Here is a 16,263-nt window from a genome sequence, read left to right on the forward strand (position 1 = left end):
GATTTTCATTGCATAGATTTATACGCTGGCGCGCCGTACCTTTACGCCAACACGCCGCAACAGGCGTGGCGAAGATGGGCATCAGGAGACGACGGAAATGGATTGTGATGTGTTGATCGTGGGCGCTGGCCCGGTGGGATTGTTCCTGGCGGCGTCGCTGGCGCAGCAGGGGCTTAGCGTTCAGGTGTTCGATGCGAAATCAGGGACAAGTCAGCATCCGGCCGCCAACGCCAACAGCGCGCGCACGATGGAGCACTTCCGCCGTATCGGCGTCGCGGCACACATCCGCACGCTCGGTCTGCCGCAGGACCAGCCGCAGGACGTGGCTTACTTCACCACGATCGCCGGCCATGAGCTGGCTCGCCTGTCGCTCCCGGCGTCGCGCGACGCCGTCGCTTACGCCAAGGCACACGGGTTCACCTGGCCGACGCCCGAGCCACCGCATCGGTGCTCGCAGCTCTACATCGAGCCGGTGCTGCTCGACGCCGCACGCCGGCAGCCGACCTGCACCGTGCACTTCGACGCGACCGTCACCGACATTGCGCAGGACGCCCAGAGCGTGACGGCGGTTGTCACGCTCGCCGCCACGGCGGATCGCCCGGCGCACGTGCGCCGCGTGCGCGCCCGCTATGCCGTGGGATGCGACGGGCCGCGCAGCTTCGTGCGCCGCGCGCTCGGCCTGCGCTACGGGGGCGTGGCGAACGAAAAACGCGCGTTTATGGGCGGGCAAATGGAGGCCGTGTATTTTTACGCGCCCAGCCTCATCGAAGCGAGCGGCAAAGCCGCCGCGTGGCAATACTGGACCTTCGGCCCGACCCAGCGCGCACTGATCGTCTCGGTGGACGGACGCGGGCACTTCATCATGAATGTGCAACTGCAGGGCGACGACGCGCCATCGGAAGACGTCGTGCGCTCGCGCATCGCGCAGGCGCTCGGTGCCGACATCCCGTTTGAAGTCAAAAGCTCGTCGGCGTGGACAGCGGGCCATGCGCTGGTGGCCGAACGCTTCGTCGACGCCCGGGTATTTCTATGCGGCGACGCCGCTCACCTGTTCACACCGACGGGCGGACTGGGCTACAACACGGGCATCGACGACGCGGCCAATCTCTCGTGGAAGCTCGTGGCGCTGGTGCGCGGTCGCGCCGGTGCGGCGCTCGCGCAAAGCTACGATGCGGAACGCCGTCCGGCGGGTGAGCGCAACACGGCCTTCGCACGAGACTTCGCCAACAGCATCGGCTATGTCTGCCTGCCCCCCGAAGCGTACGAACCCGGTCCGGCGGGCGACGCCGCACGACGCGCCGTCGGTGACTACCTCGCCTTCCACGCCCACCACGAATTCGTGATTCCGGGCGTGCACCTCGGCACGCGCTACGAAGGGTCGCCGCTAATCGACACCGAGCCGGGCAGTCCGCCCGCCGACAATGCGAATCTCTATGTGCCGAGCGCTCGGGCCGGACATCGCGCGCCGCACGCATGGCTTGCCGACGGCACATCGTTGTACGACGCCATGGGTCCACAGTTCACCCTGCTGTGTCTGGACGCCCCGGCACCGGACGCCTCCATGCTTCAGACGGCGCGCAACGTGCTCGGCGACCTCGCCGTCGTCTCACCGCGACAAGTCGACCTGCCCGCACTCAAGCCGCTCTACGAGCGCCGCTACGTCCTGATTCGTCCCGACCTTCACGTGGCGTGGCGAGGCGACGCGCTCGACGACAGGTTCCACGCCGCCGTGCGCCGTAGCATTGCCCTCGACGCGAACGCGCCACCCGCCGCGATGCCGGCGCCATCGGCCGCCGCGGCCCCCCTTTTGACGTCGTGAGATCAGGCGATCGTCATAACGCCATAACGCTATCGCACCCACCCCGTTCCGAGCTTTTCCTCCGCGCCATGCCGGCCACGCACGACGACAACAGACGCTGGCAGTCGCAGACCGATGAGACCTTCACCGGTAACCACCAGGAGACAACGATGTACGCAAATTCACCGTCGCAATCGACGACAACAGCCCAACCGGATGCGCATGTCGCCAGGGAGCATCGCCAGCCTCGCGTGGGCATGACCGCCCTTGGGCGGCTCACGCTCTTTCTGTGCTTTCTTATCGTTGCGGCCGACGGCTTCGACGTGGCCAGCGTGGGTTACGTCGCCCCCTTGCTCAAGCATCAATGGGCGCTCAGTCCCGCCGCACTGGGACCGGTGTTCGGTGCGGGCCTCTTTGGCCTGACGATCGGCAGCTTTCTTTTTGGGCCGCTTGCCGACCGGATCGGCCGCAAGCGCGTGATTCTGATCTCGATGTTCCTGTTCGGGCTTGGCAGTCTTGCGTGTGCCTGGTCGCCGTCGATCGGCTGGCTCGTCTTCCTCCGGTTTCTGACCGGTGCGGGACTCGGCGGCGCCATGCCCAACGCCATTACGCTGTCTTCGGAATACAGCCCGGCGCACAACCGCGCGTGGCTTGTGACCCTCATGTTCTGCGGCTTTACGCTCGGGCTCGCGTGTGGCGGTTATGTAGCGGCGTGGCTGATCCCGCATTTCGGCTGGCACGGCGTGTTCGTCTTCGGCGGGCTGGCGCCCCTGGCGTTGTTGCCGGTCGTGGCGTGGAAGTTGCCGGAGTCGTTGCGCTTCATGGCCGGTAAGCCTGCATTCGCCAGGCAAATGCAACGTACGCTGGTGCGACTGGGCGAGCGTGGCGCCGCCGAGTTCGAAGCCGAGTTCGAAGCTGAGACGGCGGCGGAACGAAACACGGTGGCTGCCAGGTCGGACGAGCGTCCCGTCGCCACCCTGTTTAATGCCCACTACCGCACCGGCACGCTGCTCCTGTGGCTGGCGTTCTTCTGCACGCTGTGGGTCTACTACCAGATCAGCAGCTGGCTGCCGACGGTGCTCACCGAGAGCGGCATCGGCGTCGCCCACGCTGCACAAGTGGGCGCGATGCTCCCGATCGGCGGCACGCTCGGCTCGCTGCTCAATGCCCGGCTGATGGATCGCTTCAATCCGTTTGTCGTGCTGGCAATGTCCTACATGATCGCCGCCGTCTCCATCGCGCTGATCGGGATATCGGTGAATTCGGCCGCGCTGGTGTTCGTCGCCGTGTTCTTCGCCGGGTTTGGCCTGTCCGGCGCGCAGACCGGTGCGAACGTGCTGGTGGCGGGCTTCTACACGACCGGCGCGCGGGCGACCGGGGTGAGTTGGGCCCTCGGGGTCGGTCGCGTCGGCTCGATCATCGGCTCCATGACCGGCGGCGTGTTGCTCGCCACCCTGGGGTCGGTGCCGGTGTCGTTCCTCGTCTTCGCACTTCCCGCCGTCATCGCCGGTCTCGCGATGATCGCCAACGGCCTGCGCTACCGGAAGCCCTCCCCCGCCGTCTGAACTTCATCGACCCTCACTCGAAGCCTGATGCCGGTTCTCGCATGAGCGTGGTCCGGCATGTCGACGACGATCTGGCCATTCATCCATTCAACCCACTGTTTTCAGGAGTCCACCATGCGCTTTGTCAGTTTTGAATTCGATGGCAAACCCCGTCTCGGCATTCGCGAGGCCGACCGCATCCGGATCCTCGGCGATTTCGCCCTCGAGGACTTGCTTGCGAACGACGTCGATCTCGTCGCCTTCGCCAACGCCAACACGTCCACGGACTATGTCAGCGCCGACGCCGTTCGGTTGCTGCCGCCGCTGCGCCGCCCGCCCAAGATTTTGTGCGTCGGGCTGAACTATCGCGACCATTCGGCAGAGAGCCAGTACGCGCAGCCTGATTACCCGACGCTCTTTACCCGCGTGAACACAAGTCTTGTCGCCCACGACGCACCGATTGTGCGACCGGCTGTGACGGACAGCGAAGGTGTCGACTACGAAGGCGAGCTGGCCGTCGTCATCGGTCGCGGTGGACGTCATATTCGCCGTGAAGACGCCCTGCAACACGTGGCAGGTTATTCCGTGTTCAACGACGGATCGATTCGCGAATATCAATTCAAGACCCCGCAGTGGACGATGGGCAAGAACTTCGACGCCACTGGCGCGTTCGGCCCCGATCTCGTGACTGCCGACGAACTGCCACCCGGCGCGCGCGGCCTGCTGCTGCAAACGCGCCTGAACGGTCAGGTCGTGCAGTCCGCCAGTACCGACGACATGGTGTTCGATGTCGCCACGCTCATCGAAGTGATCAGCCAGGGCATCACGCTCGAAGCCGGCGACGTGATTGTCGCGGGCACGCCCTCGGGCATCGGCTGGGCGCGCACCCCCAGATTGCTCATGCGCGCGGGGGATGTGTGCGAGGTCGAAATCGAGCGCATCGGCCTGCTGCGCAACGCGATTGCCGACGAAGCGGCGCTGCCTCGCTCGCGCGGCTGATCTCGTCGCTCTGCCGGTGCGCCTCCCGGCGTGCCGCGCAGCCTCACTGGAGGACGTCATGACCGTTTCGCCAACGCCGGACAAGATGCGCGCCGTACATTCGATCGATCACTTTGCCCTGCACGTACCCTCGCTCAGGGAAGCGCACCACTTCTTCACGGCCTTCGGGCTGGACGTGCGCGAAACCACGTTGCATGAGACGGGGCTCGAACTGCGCGCCGATGACGGCCATCGCTGGGCGCGCCTGCTGCCCGGCGACGGCAAGTCGCTCGCCTATCTGCTGTTCAATTGCTTCGCGCAGGACTTCGATGCCATCCGGGCGCAGATCGAGGGCACCGGCGCGCCATTGGCCGATGCCCCGGCAGCCCTTGTCCGGGACGGCGCTTCGCGACAGGAAAACGGTGTCTGGTTTCGCGATCCCGACGGCAACCTCATCGGCGTACGCGTGGGCGAAAAGACATCGCCTGATGCGAAGCCGCCGTTCGTGGCCAGCGCCAGCGGCGTCGGCGAACGGGGTACTCGGGCTCGGCACGACGTGACGCCGGTGCGCCCGCGACGGTTATCGCACGTGCTGCTGTTCACGCCCGACGTGCAGCGCGCGGTGGCGTTCTATCACGCGGCGATAGGGCTGAGGCTCTCGGATCGGTCGCGCGACCTGATCGCCTTCACCCACGCACCGCACGGTTGCGATCACCATCTGCTGGCGTTCGCTAAGAGCCACGCGCGCGGCTGGCATCACTGCTCGTGGGATGTGGCGAGCCTCGACGATGTCGGCAACGGCGCGGCGCAAATGGCTGCCGCCGGTTATCGCCACGGGTGGGGGACGGGGCGACACGTGCTCGGCTCGAACTACTTCCACTACATACAGGACCCGTGGGGATCGTTCAGCGAGTTCTCTGCCGATATCGACTTCGTCGCGAAAGGCCACGCATGGCCCGCTGGCGACTTCGATCCCGAGGACTCGTTGTACCTGTGGGGCCCCGACGTTCCTGATGATTTCATTCGCAATACCGACACACCGCCCGCCTGAGCGGCGCGCATTCTACAGACCAGACTGACTGGCGTCGACAAGGACAAGGAGACAGACATGAAAGCAGCAACGTTGCGCCTCGCAGGCGTAGCGGCGGGCGCGCTCGCCTGCACGGGACCGACACCCGTGCTCGCACAATCCAACATTCAGCTGTACGGCGTGCTCGACACTGGTATCGAATTCGTCACGCATGCCGGACCGTCCGGCGACAACCTCTGGCGCGTTCCCGGCATTACCGGTACGATGCCCTCGCGCTGGGGCATTCGCGGCAGCGAAGACCTCGGTGGCGGTTTGCATGCCCTCTTCACATTGGAAAATGGCTTCAACGTGCGTGCAGGCGACGTGAATCAGGGCGGACGGCTGTTCGGTCGGCAGTCGTGGGTCGGCTTGCAGAGCGACTGGGGCACATTGAGTTTCGGGCGTCAGTACTCGATGACGTTCTGGGCGCTGTCCGACGCCGACATTCTCGGGCCGGACATCTACGGCGGCCTCGGATCGTTCGACGCCTACATTCCCAATGCGCGCAGCGATAATACGGTCGCGTACAAGGGAACGTGGCAGGGGGTTACCGTTGGCGCCACGTGGTCCTTCGGCCGCGACAGTGGGGGGACCGGCAATTCGCCGGGTCAGGGAACGTGCGCGGGGAACGGCACTGGCGCGAACGGCTCGCCAGCGTGCCGTCAATGGTCGGCGATGCTGCGCTACGACGCATCCGCATTCGGCGTGGCGGCGGCCTATGACCAGCAACATGGCGGCCCGGGCGCTGCCGCGAGCTTTTTCGACGGTGTCGCGCCGCTCGCCATTACCGGTAGTGGCGCGACCGACGCGCGCATCCAACTCAACGCCTATGTCAAAGGCGACAAGTGGAAAGTCGGCGGCGGCTGGCTGGGCCGACGCGTGAGCACCGACGCGCCCACCCTGCCGGGCGTCAATTCCGACATGTTCTATCTCACGGCGTCGTACGCATGGCAGCCGCAGTTCGTGATCGACGGCGGCGTGTACCGGATCGTCAATACGCAACACGATACGCGTGGCACGATCGCCGCGTTGCGTGGCACATGGCTGCTTTCGCGGCGATCCGCCGTGTACCTGCAAAGCGGGTATCTGTTCAACAGCGCGCGCGCAGCGTACACGCTCAGCCAGGGCGGCGCGGGAGCCTCACCCAACGCCGGTGTGAACCAGTTGGGCGTGATGGCCGGCGTTCGGCATACGTTCTGACCGCGCGTTCGTCTGATGGCGACGGCGCACAGGCGAGCGTCGCCACGATCCACTATTGACCTGAGTTTGAAATGAAATGATAATCAGTCGCATTTAATAACTGTACTCGATACACCGATCCGACAGGCTCGGCTCCCGACTTCTCGTGCTTTTATTCTCCTTTTGTCATCGCGCCGCCCGCCGGGCTGCTTCGTCCGGGCGCCTCGCGCCCGTCGTGTGATGGCAACCTCCATGCGCCCCCGAGGTATCTTCGTCTACTACGACGAATTGCTTCGCACGTGGACTGCAAAGCTCAGCAACCGCCATCAGGCGGAAGATCTGGCACAGGACTCGCTGCTCCGAGTCCTGGAGTTGAAAACGCCGCCGGAACAACCGCGCGCTTATCTGCATCAGACCGCGCGCAACATCGCCGTCGATGCTTACCGCCGCGAAGGCGGACGCGAGCAAACGACGCTCGATGCCCTCGCGGAGTTCGAAGCCCCGACGGGCAATCCGGAAGACGAGGCGCATGCGATGCAACTCGCTCGTGCTATCGAAGCGGCCTTATCGGAACTTCCCCTGAAGTGCCGGCAAGTCTTCATCTGGCAGCGTATCGAGGGCTGCAGCCAGCAAGAGATCGCCGAGCGGCTCGATCTGTCGAAAAATATGGTTGAGAAGTATATGATTCGGGCGATGAAACATTTGCGAGAACGCCTCGGCCCACTAAGTCCCCAGTAAGGCGTGAGTTTGTGACCCTCTTCCCGTCTACTCCTATTTCTCGCCTGCCTGAGCGGCAGTTCAGTCAGATGCGCAGCGTTTGCCCTGCTCCTTTCGGTGACGATGTCGATGTCGCGCGCTGAACATATTCGCCATGAAGCCGCGCGATGGTTCGCCAAGGCGCATGGCGGCGCATTCTCCGATGCGCAACGCGCTTCGCTCGACGCGTGGCTGTCGGCCGATCCGCTGCACCGTGCCGAATACGCTGCATTGACGCGTGTATGGCAGGCGGCCGCGAGCGTGCCGTCGGCGCGGCTGCGCGCGCTGGCCGAACCGGAGGTGGCAGGTGTCGGCGCGACATTGCCGGGGCGGCGCGTCGCGAACCGATGGATCGCTCTCGCATGCGTTTGCGTGCTGGCGGTCTCGCTTGGCGCCGTGGTGCTGCCTGCGGTCAATCGGTCGATCCAGGACATGGCCTCGGTCTCGCCCACAAGCCCGGCGTCGGAGTCGGGGGCTGAGTCGGGGTCGGAGTCGGCGCAGGCGCAGGAATTCTCGACCCGCCCCGGCGAGCGACGCACCGTGACGCTCGCCGACGGGACAGCCGTGGAGCTCAGTACCCGTACGCGCATTCAGGTGAACTACACCCCGGCGCAACGTAGCGTCACGCTCCTCTCGGGCGAAGCGATGTTCTCGGTGACGCACGACGCCGCGCGGCCGTTCGTGGTGGATGCGGGCGTTGGCCGGGTGACCGTCACGGGCACCCGCTTCGATGTGCGCCGTGTCGCGAATGGTCTGGATGTTGCGGTCGAATCGGGCGCCGTCAGGGTCGATGGCGTCGGGGCACGCGCGCCGGCCGGACAGGCAAAAACGTCTGCGCTGCTCACGGGCGGGTTGGGCACGACAGTGGATGCCGACGGTGCGGTCGCCTCTCCCGGACCGGTGAACCTGTCAACGACGCTGGCCTGGCGCGACGGCAAACTGGTCTTCCAGAACGCGACGCTCGCCGACGTCGCGAACGAAGTCTCGTTGTACCGACAATCGCCGGTGGTGGTGGCCAACGACGCCGTCGGGCAACTTCGCGTGAGCAGCGTATTCAGCGCTGACAACACCGACGATCTGCTCGCTGCCCTGCCCCAGTTTTTGCCGGTCAGGGTGCAGACGCTTGCGGACGGCAGCGTAAAAATTTCGTCGAAGTGATTCAGGTTTTTGCACGGCGTTTCGTCTTCTGATAGTTCGCCCACATCGCTGAGCGGCGAACCCATCAAAATTCGAAATGAGACTCAACGCCGTGAAAGGTTCTACGTACGCCCGCGCTTCTCAATTGCACCGGTCCCACCGACTGCAACGACCACAGCAATTACAGCCGTCACGCCGTCCACACACGGCCGCATCGGTGATTTTTCTTGCGTCCCTGACGGCCTTGACGGCACTAAGCGCTCAACCGCAACGGGCGGCGGCGCAGCAAGCGAGCGGCAAGTCCGCTGCCAGCGCGAGTGCCGCGATCGACGTCAACGTCCCGGCGCAATCCTTGTCCGATGGGCTCGTGCTGTTCGGGCGTCAGGCCAATCTGCAACTGTTCTTTTCACCCGACCTTGTGAGCGGCAAGACCTCACCTGCCGTGCGCGGGACGATGAGTGCGGAAGCCGCATTGACGGCACTGCTTCAGAACAGCGGGATAAGCTACCGACGCAGCGGCAATCAGGGTTACGTGCTGGTCTCGGCATCGGAAAAGCAGGCCGAAACGCCGGCCGCACCCGGGAGCGCGACGTCGCTCGCACTGGCCCCGGTCGAGGTGAGCGCCTCGCGCACGTCGAGTGATCTGGTTCGGCCCACGCGTCAGGTCACGGTCATCGAACGGGCTGAACTCGACGAGCTCAAGACGGCATCGGGCAACCTGGCGACCGTGCTGGCCAAAGTCGTGCCGGGCATGGCTGACTCCAGCCGAACGGTGACGGATTACGGGCAGACCCTTCGTGGGCGCGGCATGCTGGTGCTGCTCGACGGTGTGCCGCTGAACACCAACCGCGACTCGTCCCGCAATCTGGCAAACGTGGACCCGGCGCTGGTGGAGCGCATCGAGGTATTGCGGGGAAGCAGCTCGATTTATGGCGGTGGCGCGACGGGCGGTATCGTCTCCATTACGACACGGCCTGCCGGTGGTGAGCCCAAAGCCGATACCACGGTCTCCCTGAGTTCCCCGCTGTCGCGATTGCGTGCAGATGGCCTGAGCGCGGATATTCAGCAGCACTTCTCCGGCAGCCACGACATGATCGATTATGCGTTCGATGTCGGGGGACGCCGTATCGGCAACAGCTATGACGCTCGCGGCAATCGCATCGCCCCCGAGCCGAGCCAGGGCGACCTGTTTTCGTCGAACAATTACAACATCGGCGGCAAGCTGGGCCTGCGTTTTGCGCCGGATCAGCGTGTGCAGCTCTCGGTCAGTCACATCAACTCGTCGCAGGACACGAGTTACGCCTCGGATCCCTCGGTCGCCCGTCTGCCAGCAGGCAGCGTGCCGGCGCGCGGCATCGACGGGCTTCAGATCGACGAGCAGAACCAGATACGCAATACCCTCGTCAACCTCGAATACGAGCATCGCGACCTGCTAGGCAGCCAGGTGTCCGCCCAGTTCTACTATCGCGATTACTTCACCCGGTTCACACCTTTCGATGCGCGTGCCGTGGCCACGCGCGGTGCAAACGTCGACCAGACGATGCAGGACTCCACCGTCTTTGGCAGTCGTCTGACGATCAAGACGCCCTTTGGCGCGGACAAAAAGACCCGACTCGTGTGGGGCATGGATTTCGAGCAGGAAAAGAGCGACATGCCGCTCGATATTTTCGATCCGAAGCTGTATGACGCCAGCGGTGGCCGCGTCTTTCGCAAGATCGGCGAGGCCACCTATCTCCCGCCGCTCACGACGCGCAGCCTGGGCGGATTTGCGCAGCTTCAGCACAAGTTCGACGAGCACTAGTCGGCCGAGGGTGGCCTGCGCTATCAATATGCGAACGCCAGTTTCGACGACTTCGTGCCGCTGTCGCAATCGAAAGTCGCGAATCCGATGAGCGTGCGAGGCGGCAAGGTGAATTACAACGCGGTCCTCGGCAACATCGGCGTGACTTACTCGCCCGTCAGGGGCCATGAGTTCTACGCCGCATTCAGCCAGGGCTTCAGCTTGCCGGACATTGGCGTTCAGGTGCGCAATGCACGACCGGGATTCGACATCAATTCGTCGGATCTGCGTCCGGTGAAGACGAACAACTACGAGTTGGGATGGCGTGGTGTCTTCGGCAACACCCTTACCTCGCTCGCCGTGTTCTACACCACGTCCGATCTCGGCGATGTTCAGAGCTTCAACAATGGCCTGATCCTCACGCGTACGGCGGAAAAGATCTTCGGGGTCGAGGGGGCGGCGGATTACCTCTCGGAGGACGAACGTTGGGGGCTGGGCGGCACGTTTACCTGGATGCAGGGCCGCGAGACACCGCAAGGCGCAAACAGCCAGGACATGGGCGGTTACCGGATTCCACCGCTCAAGTTGACCGGATACGTCCAGTTCAAGCCCACGCCGAAGTGGAGCAACCGACTTCAGCTGACGTACTTCTCGGGCCATGACTACCGTTTGAATGGTGTCAACAGCTTCGGTCGCATGGATACGACGAGCTACACGACCGTCGATGTGATCAGTCGCTATGAAGTCACGAAGCACGACACCGCGACGCTCGGCATTCAGAATCTCTTTAACCGGTATTACTACCCGCTTTACAGTCAGTTGCTCAGAAACAGCAACAACACGAGCCACTTGCCTGCGCCGGGAATCACACTCACCGCGACGTATCAACACCGGTGGTAACCACGTAACGACCTGACGCAACAGCATGACGGAACGGACGCAACGCCCTGCCGGGTGTTGCGCAATCGAACCAGCAAGAGACCGCTGGTCCGGCAGTGGCGCGATGGTGCCTCATTCCTCGGAACGGATATAGTACGATCTCGTTATTCCGCAGCCCATTGCGACCACCCTTCCGCCCTGTTCCATCGTGCCCACGAAAAGCGTCGACATCGCGCCCAAGGCTCCCAAATCGAAAACCAAAGCTAGCGTGCCGGACCTGCCGGAGCGCAACGCCGTCAACGCGCCGCCGCTTGGCACGCAGAGCATTCACCGTGCCGTGACCGTGTTGCGCGAAGTGGCCGCGCACGGCATGAAAGGGTTGCGTTTGTCGGATATTGCCGACGCGCTGGCGCTCGAACGCCCTACTGCCCATCGCATCGTCAAGGGGCTGGTCGCACAGGGCATGCTCATGCAAAATCGCGACACCCGGCACTATCACCTCGGTCATGTCGTGTATGAGCTGGGGTTGGCTGCCTCGCCTCACTTCAGCCTGCGCGAGCTTTGCCAGCCAACGCTGCAAACGCTGGCGGAGAAATCCGGCGACTCCGTTTTTCTGATGGTGCGCAGCGGGCTGGATGCCGTTTGCATCGATCTGCTCGAAGGCGGCTACCCGATTCAGACCCGTACGCTCGAGATTGGCGGGCGCCGCCCGCTGGGCGTTGGCGCGGGCAGTCTTGCGCTACTCATCTCGCTGCCCGCCGAGGAGCGCGCGCGCGTGATGCAGACCAACGCCGAGCGCCTTGCGACCTTCGGAAATTTCTCACAGGCTCGGCTGGAAAAAGCGATTGCCGCGTCGGCCGAAGCGGGCTACGCGATCAATGAAGAGGATGTGCTGCCCGGCGTCTCCGCCATTGGCATGTCGATTCGTCCGCGCCAGGGCGTACCGTACGCTGCGATCAGTATCGCGGCCATCGAGTCGCGGCTCTCCGGGGCGCGACGCGTCGAAATGGCCAAGCTGCTGCAAAAGGAAGTGCGATCGCTCGAGAAGAAGCTGGAAGCCGAATCGCAACTCTGGGAATGACGCACCCCAAGGGCCCGACGTCGCGTGGGGCGCACGCCCATCGCAGACGCATGGCCAGCGTATCGTCATCGGATGGGCCTCACCGCCTCACCTACGCCGTCTACCCCATCGTCAGATCCGGGTGAGGTGTCGGCACGCCGTAGGCCCCGCCCGCATACAGCAGCGGCACGCGGTCGCAGTGGTGCAGGTCCATGACTTCGCCGACGAAGATGAAATGATCCCCGCCCTCGTACTTGAACGCCAGCGTGCATTCGAACCACGCGACACACCCGTCGAACAGCGGCATGCCGCCGCGACCGCTGCGCCACTCCACACCTTCGAATCGGTCGGCAACCGGTGAGGCGAAGCGCGCCGCGAGCGGCATCTGATCCGCGCACAGCACATTGATCGCAAAGCGGCCCGATGTCTCGAACACCTCAAGACTGCGCGAGCGCTTGTTGATGCTCCACAGCACGAGCGGCGGCGAGAGCGACACCGAGTTGAACGAGTTCGCCGTCAGTCCCACCGGCGTGCCATCGGGCATGGTGGTCGTGACGATAGTCACGCCGGTGGCAAAGCGCCCCAGCGCGTGACGAAAGTGGCTGGCATCGAACGTCGTATTCACGGAAAACCTCCTCGAAAGACGTCATCACTATCTCGACTCATCGCGCGGCGCAGACACGTCAGCGCGCCGGCACAGCGTTGCCGTCAGCGCGTTGGCGGCGCGGCCACCACTGCCGCTCCGCTCGCAACGGTCTTGTCGCCGACCTGCGCCACGATCTCGCAGCGCAGACGCTGGCGTCCATCGCCGCCAGGCGCGCAATCCGCGACCGTACCGACGACCCGCACAACGTCACCGGGTCGCACGGGCGCGTTGAAGCGTGCCTCGATGTCGACAATCGCCGCGGCCGGTCCGGCCCAGTCCGACACGGCACGCCCCATGAAAGCCATGGTGAGCATGCCGTGTGCGATTACGCCGCCCAGTCCGGCCTCCTGGGCGTAGAGCTGGTCATAGTGGATCCGGTTGTAATCGTCCGACGCGCCTGCGTAGCGCACGAGCTGCGTCGTCGTTACCGCCGGCATCGAAAGCGTGAAGGTGTCGCCAACGCGCGCCTCCGACAGATGCGTACGACTCATGCCAAACTCCCCGATGCGACTTGCTGTGCGGATCGATAAACGGTGGTTCGGCGCATGCTGAACACGCAGTCCCGCGCGACGCCGTCGTCACCCATGAGAAGACCCGACATCACCTGGCGCAGCAACGCCATCGCACCGCGCGTTCCTGTTTTCTCGTCGATGCCGACAAGTTGCCACTGACATTCGAATCGCATGCCCGCGACGATGGGACGGTGGTAATGAAATCCCATCTCACCTGCCACGATGCGACGCCGGTCGAGGGTTGCGATCCACGGCAGATCGTTCGGCGCGCGAAAGCAGGTCGGGAACGTTGGCGGCGCAACGATCCCCTCATACCCTTGGGCTCGCGCAAAGGAAACGTCGCGATAGAGCGGGTTGTCGTCGCCAATGGCATCGGCGAACTTGCGAATCGCGCCGCGCTCCACTTCCACCACAAACGGTGGCGCGCTCGTGCCGATCAGCGAATGGTCGATTTCGGTCATCGTTGGCCTCCTCCTTTTTTGTTCGTCGACGGCTGCCGTTGCGCGACGGCAAGCGTTGCTACGAACCCTTCACTCAACCCGCTCGACGATCGTCGCCGTACCAAGCCCGCCACCGCAGCACATCGACTGCAATCCGTACAGACCGCCGCGCAGCTCCAACTCGTCCACGAGTCCCGCCATCAGGCGAGCGCCTGTCGATCCGAGCGGGTGACCGACCGCGATGGAGCCGCCGTTCACGTTCACGCGCGAAAGATCGGGTTTTATCTCGGCGAGCCACGCGCCGAGCACCGACGCAAAGGCCTCGTTGATTTCGAAGAGATCGATGTCTTCGAGCGCCAGTCCACTGCGTGCGAGGATCTGCTGCGTCGCCGGAATCGGGCCGGTCAGCATCATCGCGGGGTCGACGCCGACCACATATTGGGCACGTAGTACGGCGCGCGCGCGCAGCCCATACTCGCGCGCCTTCGCCGCCGTCATGAGCAATACGGCCGCGGCGCCATCCGAGACCTGACTGGCATTGCCTGCCGTCACCCGACCGTCCTCCCGGAACGAGGGCTTCAGCGTGGCGAGCTTCTCGAGCGACGTGTCGCGACGTACGCCTTCGTCATGCGCCACGACCTGTCCGTCAACGCCAGTGACCGGGATCATCTGACGCGCGAGACGGCCTGAATCCTGCGCCTGCGCGCTCAATGCATGGCTACGCAGGGCCAGTTCGTCCAGATACGGGCGTTCGAGCTTCCAATGCGCAGCGATGCGCTCGGCGGCAATGCCCATGGACGGCATCGAAAAGCGCTCGACCAGCGATTCGGGATAGCGCCGTCCGTAACGCGTATCGTCGTTGCCGCCCTGGGTCGTCGACATCAGTTCCACGCCCCCGGCGATCACCACGTCGCACGTCCCGCTGCGAATCAGGTTGTCGGCGAAGTGGATCGCCTGCTGCGACGAGCCGCAGGCGCGCTGCACCGTCGTGCCCGGCACGGTGAACGGGAGGTCCGCCATGAGCAGCGCAGTGCGTGCAATGTTGCCCGCCTGCTCGCCCACTTGCGTGGCGCACCCGGCGACGACGTCGTCGACATCGCTTCCCGGCACACCGTTGCGCGCGAGCACGGCGCCCAATACCTGCGCGAGCAGCGCGGCGGCATGCCACTCTCTGAGCGCCCCGTTGCGACGCCCTACGGGGGTGCGCACGACATCGACGATGACCGGATCCCGGTCGGCCAGTGCGGACGCCTTCATTCGCCCGCCTCCCCGGCCTTGGGCGCCCACTGGCTGTTCTTGCGACCGAGCAGGTGGCCCGCGATCATGTTCTTGTGGATTTGCAGCGTGCCGCCGTAGATCGATCCGCCACGCACCTCGCGATACAGACCTTCGACCGGGTACTCGGCCATGTAGCCATAGCCGCCGAGCAATTGAATGGCGTCGTCGCAAATCTCTTTGGCGGCTTGTGCGACGTAGACCTTGGCAACCGACGTTTCGAGGGGCGACGGCAACCCGCTCGCGGTATTCGACGCCGCACGGTAAGTCAGCATCTGCGCGGCTTCGAGCTTGACCTTCATGTCGGCCAGCATCCACTGAAGCCCCTGGAAGTCCGCCAGCTCTCGCCCGAACTGCCTGCGCTCCTGCACGTACTGCAACGCAAACTCGAACGCGGCCTGCGCGGAACCCAGCATGCGCGAGATGCTGCCCAGCCGCTCCACGTTGTATACGCTGATGAGCTTCGCAAACGCCCGACTCTCGGCAAGGATGTTGGCCCGGGGCACCCGGCAGTCGTCGAAGTACAGCTCGTACTGCCGCTCGCCGGCCATGTTCAGCGTTCCGCTGCTGCACGTGAAGCCCGGCGCGTCGTGCGGCACCATGATCGCGCCGATGTCGCTCGCCCGGCCCGTGTTGCCGAAACGGCAATACAGCATGGTGTAGTGATGCCCCTTGGCTGCGCTGATGAAGATCTTCTGCCCGTTGATGACGACGTCGTCGCCCTCGATGCGAGCGTGCGTTTTCATCGCCGTGGCGGCCGACCCGGCATCGGGTTCGGTAATGCCGATCGACACGCCGATCTCGCCGCGCGCCACGCCGCCCACGAAGCGCGACTTCTGCTCGTCGGTGCCGAGTTCGAGCACGGCGCCGATCGCGCCGGTGGACGTGCGGTGCGCCAAACCGCCCAGCGTGGAATCGACCCGCTGAATGGTCTGAATCAACAGCAGCGTCTCCAGAAGCGGCAGACCGACGCCGCCATATTCCTGCGGCATGTTCAGGGCGAGAAGACCTGCCTCGGCCATTTGCTTTCGCAGTCGTTGCAACGGCGCGAAGTCGCCCTTCGTTTCGGCCTCGTGGGCCTCCTTCGCCAGCGGCTGCAACTGGCGACACAATTTTTCCGTCGCGTCGATCAATTCGCGCTGCGATTCGGTGAGCTGAAAATCCATGGAAACTCTCGAAGACTTGGTTGGCGTGGGCGAGCCCGGCGAGC

General features: G+C 64.5%; 13 protein-coding genes and 1 pseudogene. 9 read left to right on the top strand and 5 right to left on the bottom strand.

Features of this window, described 5'->3' with window-relative positions; translation table 11 throughout:
- The first annotated feature begins 97 nt into the window (after positions 1-97).
- From UC34_RS12225 to UC34_RS12265, 9 genes and pseudogenes are all read left to right on the top strand, one after another.
- Entirely contained in the window at positions 98-1,819 is a 1,722-nt protein-coding gene (locus tag UC34_RS12225; protein WP_044455759.1) for an FAD-dependent monooxygenase, read from the top strand.
- Between the two features lie 149 nt (positions 1,820-1,968).
- Positions 1,969-3,363: an MFS transporter gene (locus UC34_RS12230; RefSeq protein ID WP_237165297.1), complete on the top strand. Its 1,395-nt coding sequence runs from the start codon at positions 1,969-1,971 to the stop codon at positions 3,361-3,363.
- Between the two features lie 114 nt (positions 3,364-3,477).
- The gene (locus tag UC34_RS12235) at positions 3,478-4,341 is read left to right on the top strand and encodes a fumarylacetoacetate hydrolase family protein (protein WP_044455760.1); all 864 of its coding nucleotides are present in this window, start codon (positions 3,478-3,480) and stop codon (positions 4,339-4,341) included.
- Between the two features lie 58 nt (positions 4,342-4,399).
- Entirely contained in the window at positions 4,400-5,371 is a 972-nt protein-coding gene (locus UC34_RS12240) for a VOC family protein (protein ID WP_044455761.1), read from the top strand.
- A 57-nt stretch (positions 5,372-5,428) separates the two neighbouring features.
- The gene (locus UC34_RS12245; protein ID WP_044455762.1) at positions 5,429-6,589 is read left to right on the top strand and encodes a porin; all 1,161 of its coding nucleotides are present in this window, start codon (positions 5,429-5,431) and stop codon (positions 6,587-6,589) included.
- Positions 6,590-6,808: 219 nt separating this feature from the next.
- Positions 6,809-7,306 (top strand): sigma-70 family RNA polymerase sigma factor, encoded by a 498-nt coding sequence (locus tag UC34_RS12250; protein WP_044455763.1) that lies wholly within the window; start codon positions 6,809-6,811, stop codon positions 7,304-7,306.
- 108 nt (positions 7,307-7,414) lie between these two features.
- Positions 7,415-8,482, top strand: a complete 1,068-nt coding sequence (locus UC34_RS12255) for a FecR family protein (RefSeq protein WP_044458087.1) — start codon at positions 7,415-7,417, stop codon at positions 8,480-8,482.
- A 76-nt stretch (positions 8,483-8,558) separates the two neighbouring features.
- Positions 8,559-11,141 (top strand): annotated as a pseudogene (locus tag UC34_RS12260) (TonB-dependent receptor).
- 247 nt (positions 11,142-11,388) lie between these two features.
- Positions 11,389-12,201 (top strand): IclR family transcriptional regulator, encoded by an 813-nt coding sequence (locus UC34_RS12265; protein WP_044455764.1) that lies wholly within the window; start codon positions 11,389-11,391, stop codon positions 12,199-12,201.
- A gap of 100 nt (positions 12,202-12,301) precedes the next feature.
- On the opposite strand, the gene UC34_RS12270 is transcribed toward UC34_RS12265, so the two are convergent.
- From UC34_RS12270 to UC34_RS12290, 5 genes are all read right to left on the bottom strand, one after another.
- Positions 12,302-12,805: a flavin reductase family protein gene (locus UC34_RS12270; protein WP_044455765.1), complete on the bottom strand. Its 504-nt coding sequence runs from the start codon at positions 12,803-12,805 to the stop codon at positions 12,302-12,304.
- Between the two features lie 83 nt (positions 12,806-12,888).
- A complete protein-coding gene (locus UC34_RS12275; protein ID WP_044455766.1) occupies positions 12,889-13,317 on the bottom strand; it encodes a MaoC/PaaZ C-terminal domain-containing protein in 429 nt (142 codons plus the stop codon).
- Positions 13,314-13,799 carry an FAS1-like dehydratase domain-containing protein gene (locus UC34_RS12280; protein WP_044455767.1) on the bottom strand — a complete coding sequence of 162 codons (486 nt, stop codon included), beginning with the start codon at positions 13,797-13,799 and terminating at the stop codon, positions 13,314-13,316. The genes UC34_RS12275 and UC34_RS12280 overlap by 4 nt, the downstream gene beginning before the upstream one ends.
- A gap of 69 nt (positions 13,800-13,868) precedes the next feature.
- Positions 13,869-15,035 (bottom strand): thiolase family protein, encoded by a 1,167-nt coding sequence (locus tag UC34_RS12285; RefSeq protein ID WP_044455768.1) that lies wholly within the window; start codon positions 15,033-15,035, stop codon positions 13,869-13,871.
- On the bottom strand, positions 15,032-16,219 hold the full coding sequence (locus UC34_RS12290; protein WP_044455769.1) for an acyl-CoA dehydrogenase family protein: 1,188 nt from the start codon (positions 16,217-16,219) through the stop codon (positions 15,032-15,034). The genes UC34_RS12285 and UC34_RS12290 overlap by 4 nt, the downstream gene beginning before the upstream one ends.
- Between the last annotated feature and the right edge of the window lie 44 nt (positions 16,220-16,263).

This window comes from Pandoraea vervacti (assembly GCF_000934605.2).
Taxonomy (GTDB): Bacteria; Pseudomonadota; Gammaproteobacteria; order Burkholderiales; family Burkholderiaceae; genus Pandoraea; species Pandoraea vervacti.